This is a genomic window from Providencia sp. PROV048 (assembly GCF_033688165.1).
In the GTDB taxonomy this organism is placed as follows: domain Bacteria; phylum Pseudomonadota; class Gammaproteobacteria; order Enterobacterales; family Enterobacteriaceae; genus Providencia; species Providencia hangzhouensis.
Genome location: NZ_CP096360.1, coordinates 1,631,291 through 1,651,632, shown reverse-complemented (window position 1 = coordinate 1,651,632; position 20,342 = coordinate 1,631,291). Strand labels below are relative to the sequence as shown.

The 20,342-nt window shown below is 40.6% G+C and carries 17 protein-coding genes; 2 read left to right on the top strand and 15 right to left on the bottom strand.

What is annotated here, in order from left to right; all coding sequences use genetic code 11:
• Positions 1 to 16 precede the first annotated feature (16 nt).
• The 14 genes from M1F26_RS07125 to trmJ all read right to left on the bottom strand — a co-directional run bounded on the left by M1F26_RS07125 (position 17) and on the right by trmJ (position 16,985).
• Complete coding sequence (locus M1F26_RS07125; RefSeq protein ID WP_140172318.1) at positions 17 to 5,056, bottom strand: alpha-2-macroglobulin family protein; 5,040 nt, start codon at positions 5,054 to 5,056, stop codon at positions 17 to 19.
• Positions 5,057 to 5,372: 316 nt separating this feature from the next.
• Positions 5,373 to 5,825: an enhanced serine sensitivity protein SseB C-terminal domain-containing protein gene (locus M1F26_RS07120; protein ID WP_004264902.1), complete on the bottom strand. Its 453-nt coding sequence runs from the start codon at positions 5,823 to 5,825 to the stop codon at positions 5,373 to 5,375.
• 112 nt (positions 5,826 to 5,937) lie between these two features.
• Complete coding sequence (gene pepB / locus M1F26_RS07115) at positions 5,938 to 7,233, bottom strand: aminopeptidase PepB (protein ID WP_036959049.1); 1,296 nt, start codon at positions 7,231 to 7,233, stop codon at positions 5,938 to 5,940.
• Positions 7,234 to 7,406: 173 nt separating this feature from the next.
• A complete protein-coding gene (gene iscX / locus M1F26_RS07110; RefSeq protein ID WP_004912658.1) occupies positions 7,407 to 7,607 on the bottom strand; it encodes a Fe-S cluster assembly protein IscX in 201 nt (66 codons plus the stop codon).
• A gap of 70 nt (positions 7,608 to 7,677) precedes the next feature.
• Complete coding sequence (locus M1F26_RS07105; protein ID WP_140172317.1) at positions 7,678 to 8,481, bottom strand: helix-turn-helix transcriptional regulator; 804 nt, start codon at positions 8,479 to 8,481, stop codon at positions 7,678 to 7,680.
• A 19-nt stretch (positions 8,482 to 8,500) separates the two neighbouring features.
• Positions 8,501 to 9,706, bottom strand: coding sequence for an MFS transporter (locus M1F26_RS07100; RefSeq protein WP_140172316.1), 1,206 nt, complete (start codon positions 9,704 to 9,706; stop codon positions 8,501 to 8,503).
• 847 nt (positions 9,707 to 10,553) lie between these two features.
• Positions 10,554 to 10,889 carry an ISC system 2Fe-2S type ferredoxin gene (fdx, locus tag M1F26_RS07095; RefSeq protein ID WP_004912660.1) on the bottom strand — a complete coding sequence of 112 codons (336 nt, stop codon included), beginning with the start codon at positions 10,887 to 10,889 and terminating at the stop codon, positions 10,554 to 10,556.
• 2 nt (positions 10,890 to 10,891) lie between these two features.
• On the bottom strand, positions 10,892 to 12,742 hold the full coding sequence (hscA, locus tag M1F26_RS07090; RefSeq protein WP_140172315.1) for a Fe-S protein assembly chaperone HscA: 1,851 nt from the start codon (positions 12,740 to 12,742) through the stop codon (positions 10,892 to 10,894).
• A 12-nt stretch (positions 12,743 to 12,754) separates the two neighbouring features.
• Complete coding sequence (hscB, locus tag M1F26_RS07085) at positions 12,755 to 13,276, bottom strand: co-chaperone HscB (protein WP_094961711.1); 522 nt, start codon at positions 13,274 to 13,276, stop codon at positions 12,755 to 12,757.
• Positions 13,277 to 13,364: 88 nt separating this feature from the next.
• Entirely contained in the window at positions 13,365 to 13,688 is a 324-nt protein-coding gene (iscA, locus tag M1F26_RS07080) for an iron-sulfur cluster assembly protein IscA (RefSeq protein ID WP_004264913.1), read from the bottom strand.
• A 201-nt stretch (positions 13,689 to 13,889) separates the two neighbouring features.
• Positions 13,890 to 14,276, bottom strand: a complete 387-nt coding sequence (gene iscU, locus M1F26_RS07075; protein WP_004264914.1) for a Fe-S cluster assembly scaffold IscU — start codon at positions 14,274 to 14,276, stop codon at positions 13,890 to 13,892.
• A gap of 24 nt (positions 14,277 to 14,300) precedes the next feature.
• Positions 14,301 to 15,515, bottom strand: a complete 1,215-nt coding sequence (locus M1F26_RS07070; RefSeq protein WP_004264915.1) for an IscS subfamily cysteine desulfurase — start codon at positions 15,513 to 15,515, stop codon at positions 14,301 to 14,303.
• A gap of 121 nt (positions 15,516 to 15,636) precedes the next feature.
• Positions 15,637 to 16,134 carry a Fe-S cluster assembly transcriptional regulator IscR gene (iscR, locus tag M1F26_RS07065; protein WP_004264917.1) on the bottom strand — a complete coding sequence of 166 codons (498 nt, stop codon included), beginning with the start codon at positions 16,132 to 16,134 and terminating at the stop codon, positions 15,637 to 15,639.
• 119 nt (positions 16,135 to 16,253) lie between these two features.
• The gene (trmJ, locus tag M1F26_RS07060) at positions 16,254 to 16,985 is read right to left on the bottom strand and encodes a tRNA (cytosine(32)/uridine(32)-2'-O)-methyltransferase TrmJ (RefSeq protein ID WP_004264918.1); all 732 of its coding nucleotides are present in this window, start codon (positions 16,983 to 16,985) and stop codon (positions 16,254 to 16,256) included.
• Between the two features lie 123 nt (positions 16,986 to 17,108).
• On the opposite strand from trmJ, the gene suhB reads away from it, so the two are divergent.
• Positions 17,109 to 17,912, top strand: a complete 804-nt coding sequence (gene suhB, locus M1F26_RS07055) for an inositol-1-monophosphatase (RefSeq protein WP_004264919.1) — start codon at positions 17,109 to 17,111, stop codon at positions 17,910 to 17,912.
• A 102-nt stretch (positions 17,913 to 18,014) separates the two neighbouring features.
• Here suhB and M1F26_RS07050 read toward each other — a convergent pair whose 3' ends face one another.
• Positions 18,015 to 19,043 (bottom strand): zinc-binding alcohol dehydrogenase family protein, encoded by a 1,029-nt coding sequence (locus tag M1F26_RS07050; protein WP_004264920.1) that lies wholly within the window; start codon positions 19,041 to 19,043, stop codon positions 18,015 to 18,017.
• Positions 19,044 to 19,175: 132 nt separating this feature from the next.
• Here M1F26_RS07050 and M1F26_RS07045 point away from each other — a divergent pair, with 132 nt between their 5' ends.
• Positions 19,176 to 20,081, top strand: a complete 906-nt coding sequence (locus M1F26_RS07045; RefSeq protein WP_004264921.1) for a GntR family transcriptional regulator — start codon at positions 19,176 to 19,178, stop codon at positions 20,079 to 20,081.
• Positions 20,082 to 20,342: the final 261 nt, after the last annotated feature.

Below are 20,342 nucleotides of genomic sequence, written 5' to 3'. Positions count from 1 at the left end.
CTCAGTTTAGCGGTGATTAACGAACGATTTCTAATTGGCCATCAGAATAGCCCGTCGCGCGCCAATCAGGGACATACATTGATTCAACTTGTGGTACTGGAATGCTATACACACCCGGTGTCACTGCACGTGCTAAGTAGACTAAGGTAGTTGGGCGATACTGCTGAACTTCAACGGCAGCCACAAAACGGTCATCACGGTATTCCATATGGCGAATTTGTGATTGCTGCATGTCATCAATCAGTTCTTGCAGGTTCGGCGCAGACTCACTCAAATTAGCGCTACTGTTCGCTAAATTTTGGTTTTCCAGTTCTAAGCCCGCTGGTAGTAAGTCAACCACTAGCGCATCTGGTACGCTTTGGGATGCTTGAACTTCCAATTTAACCACCACCATTTCACCGCTTCTTAGCCTATCTAACGAAATGCGGTTACCTTTCATATCATAGTAACTACGAGTGATACCCAGCACATTCGAACTTGGTTTCGGCGAATGTTGTGGATAACCCACCACGTTTAGGCGTGTGTATAGCGTATTGGTTCCCGTGTTTTCGATGCTATAACCTGTTTCTAATTGTGCTTTACTCAAGAACTCACTCACGGGTTTATCTGAAACCATCGGAGGTTCTTGGCCATTAATCGTTGCTTTCCATGGAGCTTCACTTTCATTTAAGTAGAAACGGCCCGCTAAGTACAACGCATTGCTCTCTTGTGTCGAGAAATAACGTTGAGAAGTCAAGTTATTAGACAAAGTTTGTAGTTTTTGGTCACGGGATTTTGGCATTAAATTATATTCATTTAATAGCGCAACAATCATCGCGTCATCACGGATCACCGAACCGTAATCCCCTACATAGCTGTAGCGGTTACGTTGTTTTTTCAGTCCGTCAATCACCGCGCTCTCACCACGTGATTTATCCCCCATCAAGTTCAATGCAACACCAAGCTGAACGAGCGGTAAACCACTAGCGGCATGATCTCTTTGGTTATAAAGTTGACGTAATGCACCTAGAGGTGCTTTTTGCTGTGACGCCAACACTAAGCCAGCGTATGCTTGAGTTGCGAAACGCGCACCTGCCTGATTTTCCGTATAAGGATAATTGATTTGGTTGCCATCTTGTAAATAGCTCAATAAGCGCGTGTTCGCGTTACTGATAGCGTCTTGCGGAACCGTAAACCCACGCTGATTCGCTTTATTCAAGAAATCCGCTGCATATGCGGTTAACCAATACTCTTCGCGGCCGTTTCTATCCCATAACGAGAAACCGCCATCATTACGTTGCATACTTAACAAATGCGGAATACCAATTTCAATCGCTTTATGGCGGTCTGCATCCGTTTGCGTTTTAATCCCTATCTTATTCAGCTCAGCTTGAGTTGAGAATAATGATGGATATAACCCGCTAATAGTTTGCTCTAAACAACCGTATGGGTAAGCAAATAGCTCTCTAATATAACGAGAAATATCTAACGGTGGACGGCTAGTTAATAGCACTTGCCCCTCTAGGGTATCGGGTTGTAACCCGGCAATTTGGTTAGTCGGCAACGCCCATGAGGTACCTGGCTCAATAGCAGTTGCAAAAGAAACAGTTTCTGCTGGTTGTGCCGGACGAACCCCGACTTTCCAACTATTACTGTAATCTTTATTGGCTTCGCCTTGAATTTTCACACCATTAATGGTCATTGACACTTCACCTTCACCGAAGCCGTAGTCTGCTCTGACAGGTAGATTAATCGTGGTACGTTTGCCTTTTGGTAACTCCAACTCACGGCTGCTGACACCATCAAGTTTCACCATTCCTGATGCCTTGAAGTTAACCGTCACATTTTGTGTGTTGTCCGTCATATTGGTCAAATCAAGCGCAAAGTAAGACTTATCACCGCCAGCCATAAAGCGTGGCATCGACATTTGTGTCACTAATGGTGCTGCGACAATTACTTTGCTATCCGCATGGCCGAACTCTTTTTCATTCCATGCTTGAGCCATCACACGTAATTCCCCGTTAAAATCAGGGATAGCAAGGCTAATTTCACCCTCACCGTCTTTATTTAATGTGACAGGTTTGGCTTGCTCTGCAATAATTTGCACTTCAGTGAGTGGCTTCATACCACCACGCTCTAATGCGGCATCCTCGCTGTCACCACCAAAGCGCAAGTTAGCAACCTTACCTTGTCCTTCAATTAAATGACCATAAACGTCATATTGGTCAACGCTATAACGCTTACGGCCAAAAAAGGCATCATACGGGTCTGGGGTTTTGAAATCTGTGATATTCAATACGCCAGTGTCAACCGCAGATAACAACACATTCACTTTTTCAGGTAACGGTTTGCCATCTTGTGCTGTCGCTTTAATTTTTACCGTTAAGTCTTGGTTTGGACGCATTTTATCTGGCGCGGAGAGTGCTAAAGCAATCTTACGGTTTTCATCTGCGATTGGTAAATGCAACACACCCACCGCACGTTTTACCGTTGCTTCTTTAGAATCGTCTCCTGGGCGCACCACAACTGCTGAGACGTACAAGTCATGACGAGCCCACTCTTTATTGACTGGGATTTCAACGTCTAAGCCTTTTTCTGGCACATCAATTTCTTCCCACCACAATGGACCATTGCTCGATTCGAGCAATATATACCCTTTACCGGCTTTAGGAGATTCAATGCGAACTTTAGCTTTTTCACCCGGTAAGTACGCAGGCTTATTCAGGCTGAGTTTCACTTGGTCAGGACGAACTGAGCCACTTCCCCCTGTGTTATCTTGCCATGAATACCCTGCCCAAAACTGGACGCTCGACACTAGCTGATTTTCTGGGTTAACAACTTCTAGGCGGAATGCCCCCCAATCCACAGGGAAAGACACTTTCGCCGTTCCGTCTTTGGCAATAGCAATATTTTCATTCGCCATAACGAGGTCTTTTTGGTCATAATTTGAAGACCAACCACCACTTTCAGACCAACTCCAGTAATAATCACGACGCTCATACACTAAACGCACGGTTAAGTTTTCTGCTGCCAGTTTGTTACCTGCGGCATCAGCCATGACTAATTCAAATTCTGCGAGTGAATTTTCATCCACATTGTGACGTTTTACATAACGGTCAGTGCGGTAATCATAAATTTCTTTTTTCGCAAATAATGGGCGAATACCGACCAGTTTTTCCGCAGGCCAAATGGCTTGCTCGGCACGGCGCGTCACAGGACGTCCGCCAGCCTCAAGCAAACTTGCTTGTAAAACAGCCGAAATAGGTGAACGTGTTGAACTCCAATTGCTATTTGGAATTGAAATCACGGTTTCACCATTGCTGTCCAGCGTCAAGTCAAACTCGTCCAACTTACGTGGTAAACCTTCTTCATTGACAGCACCAAATTCAAAACCAGGTAATTTTGCGACCGCTTCCCGAGCTGCTTTTAAGACAATTTGCCCTTGTAGCTGGTTATCAGCCGCTGGCGCACCGTATAAATAACGACCTTGAATATCAAAATCGACAGATTGACTTGTTAAACGAGGGACATCGCTGCCCTCAATTTCCAGAGCCATACGTTCTGGCATAAAATCTTCAACATTAAATTTGTAGTAACGCAGTGGTGAACCATCACCTAAATCAAAGCGAAGCGACCAACCACCCGTTTCTGCATTTTTAGGAATTTCAAATTGATATTGATATAAGCCATTTTGGTTTTCTTCTGGCTGCCAAACAAAACTGCGAACCACTTGCCCATCAGTTTTTAATACATCAACTTTAACTGGCTGAGTTTTGACTGGGTTACCATCGCCATCACGCAATAGACCATTTACTAGCAATAATTCACCTGGGCGATATAAATCGCGAGGACCGAAGGTGAAAAATTGTTTTGCGTAGCCTTCTGGCCCTGAAATATCGAATTCAGATAAATCAAGCGCTGGCTGAGTGAGGTCAATCATACTGGTTTGCCCTTCATGGGTTGCCAGCAATAATTTTCCACCCGCTAATTTATCTAGCTGAGCATGGCCATCGCCATCTGTCGTACCTTTTGTTACTAACTGGCCTTTTTCATCCAAAATACGCAGCTCAACGCCTTTAATTGCAGAGCCTTTCGCTAAGGATTGAGTGAAAATATCGACACGGTCTTGGTAACTGTGTAGTGATACACCAATATCACTCAATGTGAAGACAGTTGCAGGGAATTGATAACTATAGCTGCCTGCTTTTTGCATGATGGCCAAATACACGCCATCTTGCTGTAACTCTTTGACATCTTTCAACGGCAGTAAAATGGTTTGGCGGGTATTTTTATCTGGATTTAAGTCAAAGCGGCCGGTATAAGCCAGCTCCACTTTGTCGAGAAACTCTTCGGAATACCAATACTCATAATTACTACGATACTGCCACTGCGCTAAAAATTGTGGTAATTGCTTTTCATCCACACGGAAGAAATTAACGTCGACCTTATCAACGTTCAAGGCAATCACAGGTAAGCCTTGGGCAACCTTGCTAGGTAATAAAGAGCCTTTACTTGCAAAACCAACGGTTGGGATGATTTGTGCAGTGGTGAGTTTTTTCTCAAAACTTTCGGTCGTTGTACGCTCATTAACCGCTTTAATACCCGGGTTAATGGTTAAGTTTAACTCTTTAGATGGCGGAAGATGGCGAAAACGGAGTTCCATTTGGTTATCAGACAGTTCCCAAGCGCCATCTAACTTACCCGCTTTAACATCAATGAGGTTAATGTACTGGCCAAAGTCTTGGTTTGCTTGTAGTGGAACCGAGAATGTCACCACCATGGCACTCGCACCATCAAGCTGTAATTCAGACGCATCCAAAATAGTTAAATCTTTCCCTGCATATTTTTTTATCATTTCTTCAGTGGAAAGTTTCGGTGCTGCTTTTTTCTGTTCTGCAACTGGCGCTGTTTTGGTTTGATTTTCTGGCGCTGTGGTTGAAACATTTGGCTCATTTTTGGTTGTTTCATCTGTATTATCACAACCAGCCAATGCCACTACCGATGCCAACGCAAGTGCTAAATAACGCTTTTTGGTTTTGAGACCCGCCAATGAAGCCCAACTTGATTGTTGTTTCATTACCGCCCGCCCTTTAATTAGTTAAAATTGATTCTGTTTTTTAAGGTTTTAACAGGAGATTAAAACCCTCTACATACTTAGAAATGTTTAAAAACACACACAGATAAATACTGCTGATATTATTTCAATTATCGAAACAATTTAACAGAATGTGATTAGAACACCTATCAGACAAAACGGAAAAAATGATGGGAGAGAAAAACAGAGAAATGAAATAATATTTTTTAAATAGTAAGCAGAATATATATTTAATAAATGAGCAATATGCATTTTATGAGTGAGAAAAAATATTTCCCTCACTCTATACATGGAATTATTAGGTGTTTTTTACTGGGATTGTGTCCCGCAAGAAGCTACCAAGACGACGCTGGTAAAAAGGCTGAACGTGTTGAGTAATAAAATGGCTAACACCTTGTTCATTTTCATTCACCACACAAAAATCAATAGACTCGTCATCAGCTAAAAACTCACAAGCAAGCGTCCCAGCCCCATGGATAATTGAATCAATATTTTCTGCTCCTGTGGTAAACTCCAACGCTATCATTAAGATAGGCGCTTCTTTAGCAGAATCGCTCTCTGTTGCGGAGACCATGAAACCGCGTCTGACCACTTTGTGTTGTTTAAAAAATTCAGTAAGCGCGTCAACAATGGCTTGTGGCTGATCTTCTAACACACTTAATTTAAGTGATGAACCTTTCGGCACTGTTAATTCAGTAAATTGGATCTCAGTTTCTTGGTTAGAACTGTTATTATTCGATTGCTGCGACATTGCCAATCCCCTGTTATTAAAAAGAATCGCTTATTATACTCGCAAATACGTCAAGGTAAAAAAATAGGCACGAAAAGTCACCTTCCCGTGCCTGTTATCAATCAAACATTCGCTACTTTGATTTACTGATTAATAAGTTAGCTAATGTTCTTACACCTGTACCCGTTGCGCCTTCTGCCCATAAGCTAACTGCAGATTTACGGTAAGTCGCTGAGCAGTCAATATGCACCCAATTTTGACGATAATTTTCGACAAAATGCGATAAAAATGCCGCAGCGGTGCTTGCGCCTGCTGTGTGCGATGGTGCCGCAATATTGTTCAAATCCGCAAAACCAGACGGTAATTGCTGGCGATGGAACTCTGCCAGTGGTAAACGCCAGAACAGTTCAAACTCAGCGTCTGAAGCGCTCATTAAATCAGCAACTAACTTGTCATCGAAACTCAATACAGAATGGTAGTCATTACCCACGGCAGTTTTCGCTGCGCCCGTCAAGGTTGCTGCATCAATAATTAACGTTGGTTTTTCTTTGCTCGCATCAATCAGGCCATCGGCTAGGACTAAACGACCCTCAGCATCTGTATTCATTATTTCAACGGATTTACCATTGCGGTAACGAATAATATCACCCAATTTGAATGCATTGCCGCTAACCATATTGTCAGCAATGCACAAGAACATTTTCACACGTTTTTGTAAGCCACGTGAAATCGCCAATGCCAATGAACCTGCTAATGTTGCTGCACCACCCATATCGGCTTTCATTGAATTCATTGAGGATGATGGTTTGATGCTATAACCGCCTGAATCGAAAGTAATTCCTTTACCCACTAACGCAGCAAATACAGGGGCATTTGGGTTGGCTCCTGGGTTGTAATCCAACGCCAAAAATACAGGTGGACGACTTGAACCACGACCAACCGTATGAATACCGGTATAACCTTGTTCTAATAAATCATCACCTTTAATAATACGGTAGCTAATGTCTTGTGCGCCGACAGTGCAGAGTAAATCGATGGCGCGTTGTGCGAGTTGCTCTGGGCCTAACTCTTCTGCCGGTGCGTTAATCACATCACGTACCCAATCAATGGTACGAATACGGTTTTCTAACTCTTTGCGATCCGCTTCTGGCAGTACTGGCCATTCAATCGTTCTAGCCCCTTTTGGCGCACGAAAACCTTGCCAAAATGCCCAGCTTTTTTCTAAATCCCAGCCTTCGCCAGCCAAAGCTACATTGCGGATCCCTTGGCCATCTAATTTACGGCCAGCGCTTTGTACTGCACATAATTTACCTGCATGTTTCAGGTGGATTGTCATCCCTTTATCGCTAGAGCTTAACAATGCGCCTTCGCCCCAACAAGGTGCAGCAGGCTCACAAGAAATCATTACTGGCATAATTTGTTTTGTCATCGTTTTTCTCACTTTGTCTATTTTTGCAGACAGTAAAAGCCCATTTATTCTGTCAGCAGATGGCATTACCTTAACTGATAAATGCCAACAGGGATATCATTATAGTGCTGATATAAAATAAAAAACCGAGCACTATTTCTGACAGTCACTCGGTTTTTAGGGGAAAACCCTACTTATTCGAATTCATCCAGCCAAACTAACAAAATCGCTTCTAGGATTTTCTCGTTCGATTTTTGCGGATCATCATCAAATTCTTCTAAATCGCAAATCCACTGGTGCATATCGGTAAAGCGCACCGTTTTTGGATCAACATCTGGAAATGCGTCATACAGTGCTTCACCGATTTCACGGCTATTTGACCATTTTAAACTCATCATTTTCTCTCATTATATGAACAACTATTTTTCAAATTATAGTCCTTTGAATCATATCAACGGATCTTTTTCATCTATTCTTCATTATACTGTTTGTGAGAGGTAAATCGATAAGTGTTTCCAGACAAGCCAATGTAATGCCTTGCTCTTTTAATGCGGTAAACAAACCACTTGATGATACATAAGGGCAACCCAATTTTTCTTTGATATTTTGAATTCGTCTATTTTCACTGGCTTCTGAACAACCTTGAATATAACTGATTTCTTTTACCTTACAGTGCGAAAGCAGTAGGCGTATGGTTATCATCTCTTTTCGTGTAAAACGAATATGGCCAAAACGCATATATTTTTGAGGATTTAATAGTTCCGGTGCAACATTCTTTGTTTGCCCTAATAATTGCGCCTTTATAGGAATATTCGCTCTCATCGGTAAAGTAACGTCAGGATTTTTTTTCCAAAGCTGGTGGGCATACTCAGAAATCATGGGACGATGCTTATAAATAGATAACATTTCAGATAATGTGAGCTGCTTATTTGAATTTACAGTAGTAATTTCAAATGTACTCCCATATCTATTACAAAAATCAACTTTAAATTTACTTTTTTTCGATTTAGCTAGAATCTTCATGAAAACTTCCGGGTAATTATTCCAATATTGGATGCTCGATTTTAATCTTTCTTCCACCAAAAGATCCAACCCACTGTTTAAACTTATTAATTGCCATTCATAATTATTAGATGCTATATGCATTGTTTTATTTTTTAAATCAACACAGAAATAGGTAACATCAACATCATGCCAATCAAAAATATTTATAAATTCATTTTTAAAATTACCACATATATCTTCAAAAACTTGGCTTTCAGCATTCATATCAATTCCTTAATAAAATTTAACTTCCCATTTTTGTCTCTATTTCAAAATCTTTAGGTGGCTTTTTATAAATTAAAAATCGAAGTGCACCACACAGTGTTAAAAATAGCCCCACATAGGCTATATTAATATTAGCAAGATAAGTTGTAATCAAAGGTGAGACACCACCAAAAAGCATTGCTGTAAAGTTAAAACCTAACGCAAGTGTAACAACCTTTCCTTTTGCCGCTTTAAACAACATAAAGGGGGTCGTTGCTAAAATCATTGCTGCATATATATTGATAATTAATTGAGAAATAATAGTTAATATTATAGATTGGCTGCTAATTAATAAAAACATAGGAATTGATAAAAACACCATTCCTATCACACCGAGGTTATATACCTTTTCCAAAATATTATATTTGTCGGTAAGCCAGCCACAAATTAACATAAAAGATAGAAGTAAAATTGACAATAACAGTGCCCATACAGTCCTATCTTCTATCATTTGCATTTTTTCAAGAAACATAGCTGTTGAAACATGCTGCACAAAGAAGAGCACATTTCCAGGTATGGTTAATAAAAAAACAAAAAACATATCCATATAACTAATAGGTACTGATTTTATTTTTTCACTTGAATTATTAGGCAATTTCATTCTAAACCAAAAGCTAATAGCAATATTAAGCACTCCTAAAAACAGGGGAACTCGCCATCCAATACTTTGCATCATCTCTGGTTCTAAAAAAAATTCCAAAGCAAATACAACTGTAAGTGAAATAATAATACCGAATGCTGTACTGCCATTGATTATGGCTGATAACCTTGAGTTTTCATTATTCTTAGAGTTATTAAAAAGGTAAGTAATTAATGATGGATATTCTCCTGCAAAACTAAATGATAGTGCCATTTGCAAAATTAAAATGGCAATAGGAGTGTAATTCCCTAATAAATTAATAGGTAATAATGCCATGCATAGTGTAGCTGTCCCTGTTATAAAACTTGTTAAAACCAATGCGGACTTTTTACCAACACTGTCGGCATACCTCCCTATAATATAAGCACCAACAGGCCGAATAATAAAACGCAAAGCAAATATACCCCATACCATCTCTGTCGCTTGGTTATAGCCTAGCCGCTCTAATTCTGCGCTGAGATAACTCGATATTGCTGCAAAAACAGCAATATCATAATATTCAAGTGTATTACCAGCCACTGCGCCAAATCGATATTTCCATTTCATGATAGAATTCCTTTTTATCTCCAACTTTATTTAATTAGCATTTATATAAACATTGAATCATTGTATTTTAATCCAAAGGTAACTACTCAATATCGATGTTATCTATAACATAAAAAACAAAGCGCACAAAGTGATAATTTAATTACTAACTTTAAATCAGCAAGTAAATAAAACAAAAAATTTCATAATATATAAATAATTAATTTATTAAAATTAAATAAAATATTAAGGATTGCATTTCACTTTCAAAAAAAACAAAAGAAAATAATAAGGAAAATATTAAAATACAAAAAATCACTCTTATTACATATATGAATAAATATTAAGGACGATTTACTGTTATTTTTTAAATAATTCACATTGTAGCTAGACGGCAAATGAGAGTATTTTGGAGAGCATACAAAAGTATGTGACTAGGGTTAGCGAAAGAAGCCAACAACGCTACAGCGTGAAGCATAACATGTATTTTGATTTTTTAAATAATTCACGTTGTAGCTAGGCGGCAAATGAGCTAATCCCTAGGAGCATACACAAGTATGTGACTAGGGTTAGCGAAAGAAGCCAACAACGCTACAGCGTGAAGCATGACATGTATTTTGATTTTTTAAATAATTCACGTTGTAGCTAGGCGGCGATTGAGAGTAGCTTGGAAAGCATACACAAGTATGTGACTAGGGTTAGCGAAAGAAGCCCCCTACAACGCGAAATATAACAAACTATTCAATGCTCTAAATAGTTCGTGTTGTAGGTAGGCGGCAATTGAGAGTATCTTGGGGAGCATACAAAAGTATGTGACCCAAGTACTCGAAAGAAGCCAACACCCCTACAACGCGAAATATAACGAGCATTAGTGTTCGCGGGCGTGATTGATAGTATAACGTGGTATCTCCACCACTAAATCCTCATCCGTCACCAACGCCTGGCAACTTAAACGACTTTCTGGTTCTAACCCCCATGCTTTGTCTAACATGTCATCTTCGAGTTCACTACTTTCTTCTAGTGAGTCAAAGCCTTCGCGAACGATGCAATGACAGGTTGTACAAGCACAGGATTTTTCACAGGCGTGCTCAAGCTCAATACCGCTGCGTAATGCAACATTTAAAATAGACTCGCCTTCTTGTGCTTCAACGACAGCACCGTCTGGACATAAATCACTATGAGGTAAAAAAACTATTTTCGGCATAATTATATCTCATCCACAGAATGGCCTGACAACGCTTGTCGAATGGAGGTATCCATACGACGCGCTGCAAACTCCTGCGATTGCTTATCCAGTTGTTTAATGGCATTTTCAATTACGATTGGGTCAATGCCCTCAATCGCTTTAATTAACTCATTGACCGCACTATCAATTTCTGACTCTTCTTCTGGCGTCAGTAAATTGCCATCTTGGACTAATGCGCTCGTTAAACTTTCAAGCACTCTTGCAGCTTCAACTTTTTGCTCCGCTAAGCGGCGCGCATTTAAGTCATCTTGCGCGTTAGTCATTGAATCCTTAATCATGTTTGAAATTTCGTTGTCCGTTAACCCATACGATGGCTTAACTTGAATCGAGGCTTCTACACCAGTGGATTTTTCCATAGCACTGACACTCAACAGCCCATCAGCATCGACTTGGAAAGTGACGCGAATATGAGCCCCACCAGCTGCCATTGCTGGAATATCACGTAAGGTAAAGCGCGCTAACGAGCGGCAATTTGCCACCATTTCACGTTCACCTTGCACCACATGCACACTCATTGCCGTTTGGCCGTCTTTAAATGTGGTAAACTCTTGAGCTCGAGCAACTGGAATCGTCGTATTGCGCGGGATCACTTTTTCAACCAATCCCCCCATGGTCTCTAGACCAAGGGATAACGGGATCACGTCCAATAACAACATTTCGCTGTCGGGCTTGTTCCCTACTAAAATATCGGCTTGAATTGCGGCGCCAATTGCCACTACTTTATCTGGGTCGATGGATGTCAGTGGTGATTTACCAAAAAACTCCCCAACTTTTTGACGTACTAAGGGTACGCGAGTCGAACCGCCAACCATAACAACGTTCAGCACCTCTTGTGCCTCAACACCTGCATCTTTCAATGCACGACGACAAGCCATCAGTGTACGTTTCACGTAAGTTTCAATTAACGTTTCAAACTGCTCACGACGAATTTCCCCTTGCCAATTGGCAAGCTGAATAGCCACGGCATCTGCGTCACTGAGCGCAACTTTCGTTTCTGTTGCCACATTTAATAGTTGACGATTTAAATGATGATCGCCTTGTAATGAAACGCCTGCTTGCTCAGCAATCCACTGTGCCAGTACTTGGTCGAAATCATCGCCCCCAAGTGCAGTATCGCCGCCCGTTGCCAACACCTCGAATACACCGCGGCTTAAACGCAAAATAGAAACATCAAAAGTACCACCACCAAGGTCATAAACAGCAATCACGCCTTCTTGCCCAGAGTCCAACCCGTAAGCAATCGCAGCGGCAGTCGGTTCATTCAGTAAACGTAATACATGTAAGCCTGCAAGGCGCGCCGCATCTTTTGTACCTTGGCGTTGTGCATCATCAAAATAAGCCGGCACCGTAATCACTACGCCATCCATTTCGCCACCTAAGGTTTCTTCCGCACGTTTTGCTAATGTTCTTAGAATGTCAGAAGACACTTGGATTGGATCGACTTGGCCAGCCGCAGTTTGAATAAATGGCAAACCATTTTCACTGGCACTTAGTTGATAAGGTAAGTCAGGGTAGCGTTTTTGAATATCGACCAATGAACGCCCCATCATGCGTTTCACTGAAATAATGGTATTGACTGGGTCTTGCTCTGCAAGTTGCTTTGCATCCCATCCCACTAGTTTGCTTTCAGGCTGATAATTAACAATCGATGGTAATAAAAAACGCCCTTGATTGTCAGGCAAAGCCGCAGCTTCACCACTGCGCACTGTCGCAATCAAAGAGTGGGTGGTACCTAAATCAATGCCAGCAGCCAATTTGCGTTGATGCGGAGCTGCTGTCATACCGGGTTCGCTGATTTGTAGTAACGCCATAATCGTTTTCTCTTAAAATTCATCTAGTAACCGTTCTTCGAGTTGCTCAGCTTGCTGCTGAAGCTTATCGAGAAAACGTAGTTTACGTACAGTATCAGCGGCTTTTTCCCACTGCATGGCATCTAACTCTGTCACCATCAGTGCGCTTCGTGCTTGCTGCATTTGTTTGACGTTTTGCATAAATTTAGCCAATAAATCAAGTGCATCATCACTGTTTTCAATATTGTCTAACTCTTCACGTAGCTCAAGCTGCTCCATTAAAAATGCCGTATCATGCATGGTATGTTGTTCGTTATTAATATCAAAACCATGTAATGAAAGCATATATTCCGCGCGTTTTAGCGGATGACGAAGGGCTTGATAGGCAGCATTAATGGTTGCTGCTTTTTGCAGTGCTTGCATTTTTTCCTGTTCAGAACAGGTTGCAAACCGGTCAGGATGGTATTGACGCTGTAAGTCTTGAAAACGTAACGTCAGTTGTTCGCTATCGATGGCATAAGTTGGGGTCAACCCAAAAAGAGTAAAGTAATCCATAAGTGCTCAGTTTCTCGAACCGGTTACCAATGCCACTAACAAGTTAATATTAGTGAGATTGGCCGAAAATTAGGCTTAATTGAACGCATTATACGTGAAAACTTTCACCGCATCCGCATTCACTATTGACGTTAGGGTTATTAAATTTAAACCCTTCGTTTAAGCCTTCTTTAACGAAATCCAGCTCAGTACCATCAAGATAAACAATGCTCTTGCCATCGACGATGACCTTCACGCCTTTATCTTCAAAAACCGTGTCTTCTTCATTGATTATATCAGCGAATTCAAGAACATAAGCCATCCCTGAACAACCTGAAGTTCTTACACCTAAACGCAAGCCCTCGCCTTTTCCACGATTTTGCAGAAAGGATTGAATACGCTGCGCAGCACTTTCTGTAAGAGAAATAGACATTGCAAACCTCACTTTAGAAACAAACAAGGCAGATGCTACTCAAGAGTCGCATCCGCCTTCAAATTATTTTATACCCACCCTATTTCTAAGCTAAGAAACTCAGCGATGTTTAGCCTAGAAGGCATGAGTATTGTTCCAGTTATAGGACGATAACTTGTTGTTATTTATTAATATGGCTTGTCCTATAAACTGATTAAAAACTTATTTGCTTTGGCGTTTGCTTTTGTAATCAGCAATAGCAGCTTTGATTGCGTCTTCCGCTAGAATTGAACAGTGAATTTTCACTGGTGGTAGTTCTAACTCTTCTGCAATGGCTGTATTTTTGATTGACTCCGCTTCGTCCAAGCTTTTGCCTTTCATCCACTCAGTCACGAGTGAACTTGATGCAATTGCTGAACCGCAACCATAAGTTTTAAAGCGTGCATCTTCAATAATGCCGTCATCATTTACTTTAATCTGTAATTTCATGACGTCACCACAGGCAGGTGCGCCTACCATACCGCTACCGACGCTTGGGTCGCTGTTGTCAAACGAACCAACGTTGCGTGGGTTTTCATAATGATCGATAACTTTTTCACTGTAAGCCATTTTTAAACTCCTGAAACCGTCTGATTAATGGTGAGACCATTCGATGCTGTTAAGATCTACGCCGTCTTTAAACATTTCCCATAAAGGAGACAGCTCGCGTAAGTGGCCAATTGCGCCATGAATCATTTTGATTGCATAGTCAATTTCTTCTTCTGTCGTGAAACGACCTAAAGAGAAACGGATTGAGCTATGTGCCAGCTCATCATTCATCCCTAAAGCGCGCAGTACATAAGAAGGTTCTAGGCTTGCAGAAGTACATGCAGAACCTGAAGATACAGCCAAATCTTTTAATGACATCATCAGTGATTCACCTTCAACATAGTTGAAGCTGACGTTCAGAATGTGCGGCGCACCGTGTTCTAAATCACCATTGAGGTAAACTTCTTCGATATCTTTAATACCGTTCCACAAACGTAACCGTAAACCGCGTAAACGCTCAGATTCCGCAGCCATTTCTTCTTTGGCAATACGGTAAGCTTCGCCCATACCAACGATTTGGTGTACAGGTAATGTCCCAGAACGCATACCGCGCTCATGGCCACCACCGTGCTGTTGCGCTTCAAGGCGAACACGTGGTTTACGGCGGACATACAGTGCACCAATACCCATTGGGCCATAAAGTTTGTGCGCAGAGAACGACATTAAATCAACTTTTAACGCATTCAGGTCGATGGGCAATTTGCCCACGCTTTGAGTTGCATCGACGTGGAAAATAATCCCTTTGCTACGGCATAATTCACCAATAGCTTCGATATCCTGCACTACACCAATTTCATTATTAACATGCATAATAGAAATTAAAATAGTGTCTTCACGGATAGCGTCTTGTAGGTCTTGCATAGCAATTAAACCATTGCTTTGCGGTGACAGATAAGTCACTTCAAAACCTTCACGCTCTAATTGGCGGCAGGTATCTAAAACGGCTTTGTGTTCCGTTTTACAGGTAATAATGTGGTTGCCTTTCTTTTTATAGAAATTAGCAGCGCCTTTAATCGCTAAGTTATCAGACTCAGTTGCGCCTGAAGTAAACACGATTTCACGTGGGTCAGCGCCCACTAATTCGGCGATTTGATTGCGAGCAATATCTACAGCTTCTTCCGCTTGCCAGCCGAAACGATGAGAACGGGACGCTGGGTTACCAAAGTTCCCATCCATTGTTAAACATTGCATCATTTTTTCAGCCACACGCGGGTCAACCGGTGTTGTTGCTGAATAATCAAGATAAATTGGTAATTTCATTGCTCACTTACTCCAAAGGACAAGGTAACTTGCCTTTAATTTTTAAAGATACAAATAGCGGAAATTAGCTCTTCGTCTAACAACTCACCAAGATGTACCGACTGCAATTTTTTTAATATTTTTAAGCACGTACATTGATAATCGATTCAGGTGTAATCCCATTTGGCATGGTTTTACGCTGTTCGTTATCTTGTCTATCAGCAACAACCATGACTTCTTGGTTTTTAACCAGCTCATCAAGGCTAATGCTGCTAAGGAAACTTGTAATTCTATCGCTTAAATCGCGCCATAATGCGTGAGTTAAACAACGATCGCCATTTTGGCAACCTTCTTTATTACCCTGGCAACGGGTGGCGTCAACAGATTCATCTACCGCAGCGATTACTTCAGCAACAAAGATTTGGTCTGCGTCTCTACCAAGCAAATAACCGCCGCCTGGACCGCGCACACTCGAAACCAACTCGTTTTTGCGTAAACGAGAGAAAAGTTGCTCAAGATAAGAGAGGGAAATTCCCTGACGTTCAGAAATGTCAGCTAAAGGCACTGGACCTGACTGAGAGTGTAATGCGACATCTAACATCGCAGTTACTGCGTAACGCCCTTTGGAAGTGAGTCTCATAACATATTACTCCGTGGTAAATTATGGTCAGATTGTGACATTCCTGAGTAATTTAGTCAACTATTTACCTGACTAATTTACTCAAGTATTATTCACCTGCTTTTACCACGGATTTTGCCTCACTTTTTCGCCCATTTTTCCATTGATGTTAAGATACCCCGCAGGATATGTAACTCTTGGGTTTCGATATGCGCTCGAGTGAATAAACGGCGTAATTTATTCATAATTAAGCCAGGGTGGGCTTTACGTATAAAACCGGATTCATTCAATACGCTTTCAAGATGGACATAAAACCGCTCAACATCTTCTGACGGCGGGTATTCTACCTCATCATCTGCGGAAATTACCGTATTTTTTTCATTCATTGAAAGATACGCCATACGTATCTCATAACTCACCAACTGAACCGCCATCGCTAAATTCAAAGAACCGTATTCAGGATTCGTTGGGATATATAAATGATACTGACATTTTTGTAATTCTTCGTTGGTCAATCCTACTCGCTCACGACCAAAAACAATCGCAACTGGCGACTCTTTGGATTGCTCAACAGATTTAACGCCACATTCACGTGGCTCAACCATCGGCCAAGATAAAGTACGAGAACGCGCACTAGTGCCGATCACTAGTTTACAGCCTTCTAAAGCTTCATCGAGAGTTTTAACGATTGTCGCATTACCAATAACATCACTTGCTCCTGCAGAAAGCGCAATAGAGTGTGAGTCTGGTTCAACAAGAGGGTTAACAAGATAGAGATTAGAAAGCCCCATGGTTTTCATTGCACGGGCCGTTGAGCCCATATTACCAGTGTGTGAGGTCTCAACAAGAACAATACGGATATTATCTAACATGGTTTATACGTTTCATAAAAAAATTATCGCAATAGCTTAACACAAAATTGCTTATTGTGACGAACATCTATATACTTCGGCACTCAAGTTTTTCGTTCTTTAACATTCCAGTGGAAAAAGCCCATGCATCCGATGCTTAACATCGCCATACGTGCAGCACGTAAGGCCGGTAATCACATAGCTAAAAACTATGAAATGCCTAGCAATATTAAAGTCACTCAGAAAGGCACTAACGATTTCGTTACTAACGTTGATCAAGAATCTGAGCAACTGATCATTGAAATCATCCGCAAGTCATATCCAGACCACACTATTATCACTGAAGAAAGCGGTGAATTAATTGGTAAAGATGATGATATTCAATGGGTAATCGATCCACTGGATGGCACCACCAACTTCACAAAACGCCTCCCTCATTTTTCTGTTTCTATCGCTGTACGCGTTAAAGGCCGTACAGAAGTTGCTGTTGTCTACGACCCAATGCGTAATGAATTATTTAGCGCAGTACGTGGACAAGGCGCTCAGCTTAACGGTTATCGTATTCGCATTGATGAAAAGCGTGACCTTGATGGCGCTATCGTTGCGACAGGTTTCCCTTTCAAACAAAAACAGCACGCTGCGGTATATATGAATATCATGACCGCAATGTTCGACAAATGCGCTGATTTCCGTCGTACGGGTTCTGCGGCGTTAGACCTGTGTTATGTTGCTTCTGGTCGTGTTGATGCATTCTTTGAAATCGGCTTAAAACCATGGGATTTCTTAGGCGGCGAGCTAATCATGCGTGAAGCTGGCGGTATCATGACTGACTTTATTGGCGGCCATAATTATATCGCATCTGGTAACTTAGTCGCTGGTAGCCCACGTGTTGTTAGAGACATACTGTCCGTCATGAAAGATGAGTTATCGGAAGCATTAAAACGCTAATTCATTCAGACTAGAAATAAATTAGCGCCAAACAAAAACCCACTCTTATTGTGGGTTTTTGTTGTTATTTAAAATAAATGTTTGTTTAAAATAAATTGCTATTTAAAACAAAATAACACCTTTAATTAATTCACGATTATTAATGACATCACTTTCATAAACATCACCAATGGTATCAAAGTCAAATTGGTGTGTTAGCATCATCCCACTAGATAACTTACCTTCAGCCATTAATCTTGCAACTTTATTGAAGTCTTCAGGCGTTGCATTACGACTCCCCATCATTGTTGTCTCTTTTTTATGGAAATCGGGGTCTGGAAACGATAAATTACCTTTAAATAGGCCAACAAATACAATTAAACCACCATGACGAATTAAATTCACCGCGGTGTTCATTGCGTGTTGATTCCCCGTAGCATCAATGACTTTCTCAGCAAGCATGCCTGAAAAATGGCCTTCAATGCTTGATAAGTAATTTTCAGCCGCTGGGTCACACGTTTTTAAGCCTAAGACCTTTTCAACATGTTGGCGACGTGCCTCACTGGTATCAGCCACTAATACGTTAGCACCATCCGCTTTGGCAATTGCAGCAACGCCAAGCCCTATCGGCCCAGCCCCTACGACTAAAACAGTATCTTGCGCTTTAACTTGCGCACGCCTGACGGCATGAGCACTGATTGAAAATGGTTCGATCAAGGCGCCATCAATATCTGTGACAGTGTCTTCAATCGCTAATACATTTTTCTCTGGAACATTTAAATATTCACAAAAACCCCCGTCTTCGTGAACGCCAATAACTGATATTTTTTCGCAACAATTTGTTTTTCCTTCCTTGCATGCACCACATTCGTAACATGCGACATAAGGCATCACCGCAACACGTTGCCCGACTTTCCACTGCGTGATATCTGATGCAACCTCACAAATAGTTCCAGAAATTTCATGTCCTAATACTCGTGGATATTGAAAAAATGGCTGGTTTCCTCCCCATGCATGAATATCAGTTCCACATATACCAACCGCATGAATTTTTATTTTTACGTGCCCAGTTTGAACTGTAGGTTCAACAACTTGTTGATAGACTAATTGTTTAGGTTCTTGGCAAATCAATTGTTTCATATTTCCCTCCATCAATTTATCTGTCTTTTTTAATTTAAAAAACATAGACTAGATAATTAACAACCGAATTTTGTGATTAAATGTTTTTAAATCGGTTTTAAATCGGTCTTTAAAGAATAAAAATCAGATTCAAGGAGTATTTAAATGGTGAGGAGTAAAAATATACGCTATGGGTCAATTAATGAATTCTTAGATGCCATACATAAAAATTTATTAACATCCCCCTTCCCCTCACAATCTTCTTTAGCAGAGATGTTTAATATCAGTCGAACCACCGTGAGACATACCCTCGAATATTTATTAGAAAAGAAAATCATTGAAAAACAAGGGAATGAATATCATGTCATTCGCTATCCCAATAAAACTGATTTCTTTCCTGTTGAATCAAGTCTCCCTGATCAACAAATCGTCTTATTCGAAAAAGCGTTTTATCAAATGATTAAACGCAAAGAATTGATGCCCGGAGATACTTTTACTGAATTACAATTAGCAAAAAAAAGTCATGTAAGTTCTAGTGTTGTTCGGGAGTTCTTAGTGGAGTTTTCCCGTTATGGGTTAATTAAAAACACCCACCGAGGAAATTGGCATATGATGAAGTTTTCACGTGAATACGCAGAAAAACTTTTTGAGTTTAGGGAGTTACTAGAAACCAATGCATTGACTCATTTTTTAAATTTACCACCAGATGACCATCGTTGGATTTTAGCGAAAGAGCTATTACTCAAGCATAGAACACTGCGTGAAACCGTTACTATCAATTACCGCGACTTTTCTCAACTAGATTATGAACTACATAGCCTTATTTTATCGGGTGCCAACAACCCATTTTTTAATCAATCTCTTGAAATCATCACTGTGATATTTCATTTTCAATATCAATGGGATGAATCAGATTTAAAAGAAAGAAATGTACTGGCAATTGAAGAACACATGACCATTTTAAGTGCGTTAATTAGCCGTAATGATATTGTCGCGATGAATGAACTTAGACATCATTTAGATACCGCTAAACGAACTATGATCAACTCCATACAGCAAACTTATGAATAAATAACATTAGTTTACAAGGCCAATGGATGGCCAATGACGAATTATTTCTTTGGGTCGATAATGGTACACATCAAACAAAATCTGAATTTTTCAGTAAAAAAACAGCTTAATTATAAAATTATTATTATCAAAAATCATAGAAAATAAAATTATCACTATATTTCAATTAATTAAAAGACATATTTATTGAACAGATTTAATCTATCAATAATTCATCTGTTTTTAACTGATAAAAAACACATTAAAAACATCAAAAAGCCA

Excerpts from the sequence above, each read along its gene's own strand:
- M1F26_RS07125 (WP_140172318.1), bottom strand. The coding sequence starts at position 5,056 with ATGAAACAACAATCAAGTTGGGCTTCATTGGCGGGTCTCAAAACCAAA.
- M1F26_RS07120 (WP_004264902.1), bottom strand. The coding sequence starts at position 5,825 with ATGTCGCAGCAATCGAATAATAACAGTTCTAACCAAGAAACTGAGATC.
- pepB (WP_036959049.1), bottom strand. The coding sequence starts at position 7,233 with ATGACAAAACAAATTATGCCAGTAATGATTTCTTGTGAGCCTGCTGCA.
- iscX (WP_004912658.1), bottom strand. The coding sequence starts at position 7,607 with ATGAGTTTAAAATGGTCAAATAGCCGTGAAATCGGTGAAGCACTGTAT.
- M1F26_RS07105 (WP_140172317.1), bottom strand. The coding sequence starts at position 8,481 with ATGAATGCTGAAAGCCAAGTTTTTGAAGATATATGTGGTAATTTTAAA.
- M1F26_RS07100 (WP_140172316.1), bottom strand. The coding sequence starts at position 9,706 with ATGAAATGGAAATATCGATTTGGCGCAGTGGCTGGTAATACACTTGAA.
- fdx (WP_004912660.1), bottom strand. The coding sequence starts at position 10,889 with ATGCCGAAAATAGTTTTTTTACCTCATAGTGATTTATGTCCAGACGGT.
- hscA (WP_140172315.1), bottom strand. The coding sequence starts at position 12,742 with ATGGCGTTACTACAAATCAGCGAACCCGGTATGACAGCAGCTCCGCAT.
- hscB (WP_094961711.1), bottom strand. The coding sequence starts at position 13,276 with ATGGATTACTTTACTCTTTTTGGGTTGACCCCAACTTATGCCATCGAT.
- iscA (WP_004264913.1), bottom strand. The coding sequence starts at position 13,688 with ATGTCTATTTCTCTTACAGAAAGTGCTGCGCAGCGTATTCAATCCTTT.
- iscU (WP_004264914.1), bottom strand. The coding sequence starts at position 14,276 with ATGGCTTACAGTGAAAAAGTTATCGATCATTATGAAAACCCACGCAAC.
- M1F26_RS07070 (WP_004264915.1), bottom strand. The coding sequence starts at position 15,515 with ATGAAATTACCAATTTATCTTGATTATTCAGCAACAACACCGGTTGAC.
- iscR (WP_004264917.1), bottom strand. The coding sequence starts at position 16,134 with ATGAGACTCACTTCCAAAGGGCGTTACGCAGTAACTGCGATGTTAGAT.
- trmJ (WP_004264918.1), bottom strand. The coding sequence starts at position 16,985 with ATGTTAGATAATATCCGTATTGTTCTTGTTGAGACCTCACACACTGGT.
- suhB (WP_004264919.1), top strand. The coding sequence starts at position 17,109 with ATGCATCCGATGCTTAACATCGCCATACGTGCAGCACGTAAGGCCGGT.
- M1F26_RS07050 (WP_004264920.1), bottom strand. The coding sequence starts at position 19,043 with ATGGAGGGAAATATGAAACAATTGATTTGCCAAGAACCTAAACAATTA.
- M1F26_RS07045 (WP_004264921.1), top strand. The coding sequence starts at position 19,176 with ATGGTGAGGAGTAAAAATATACGCTATGGGTCAATTAATGAATTCTTA.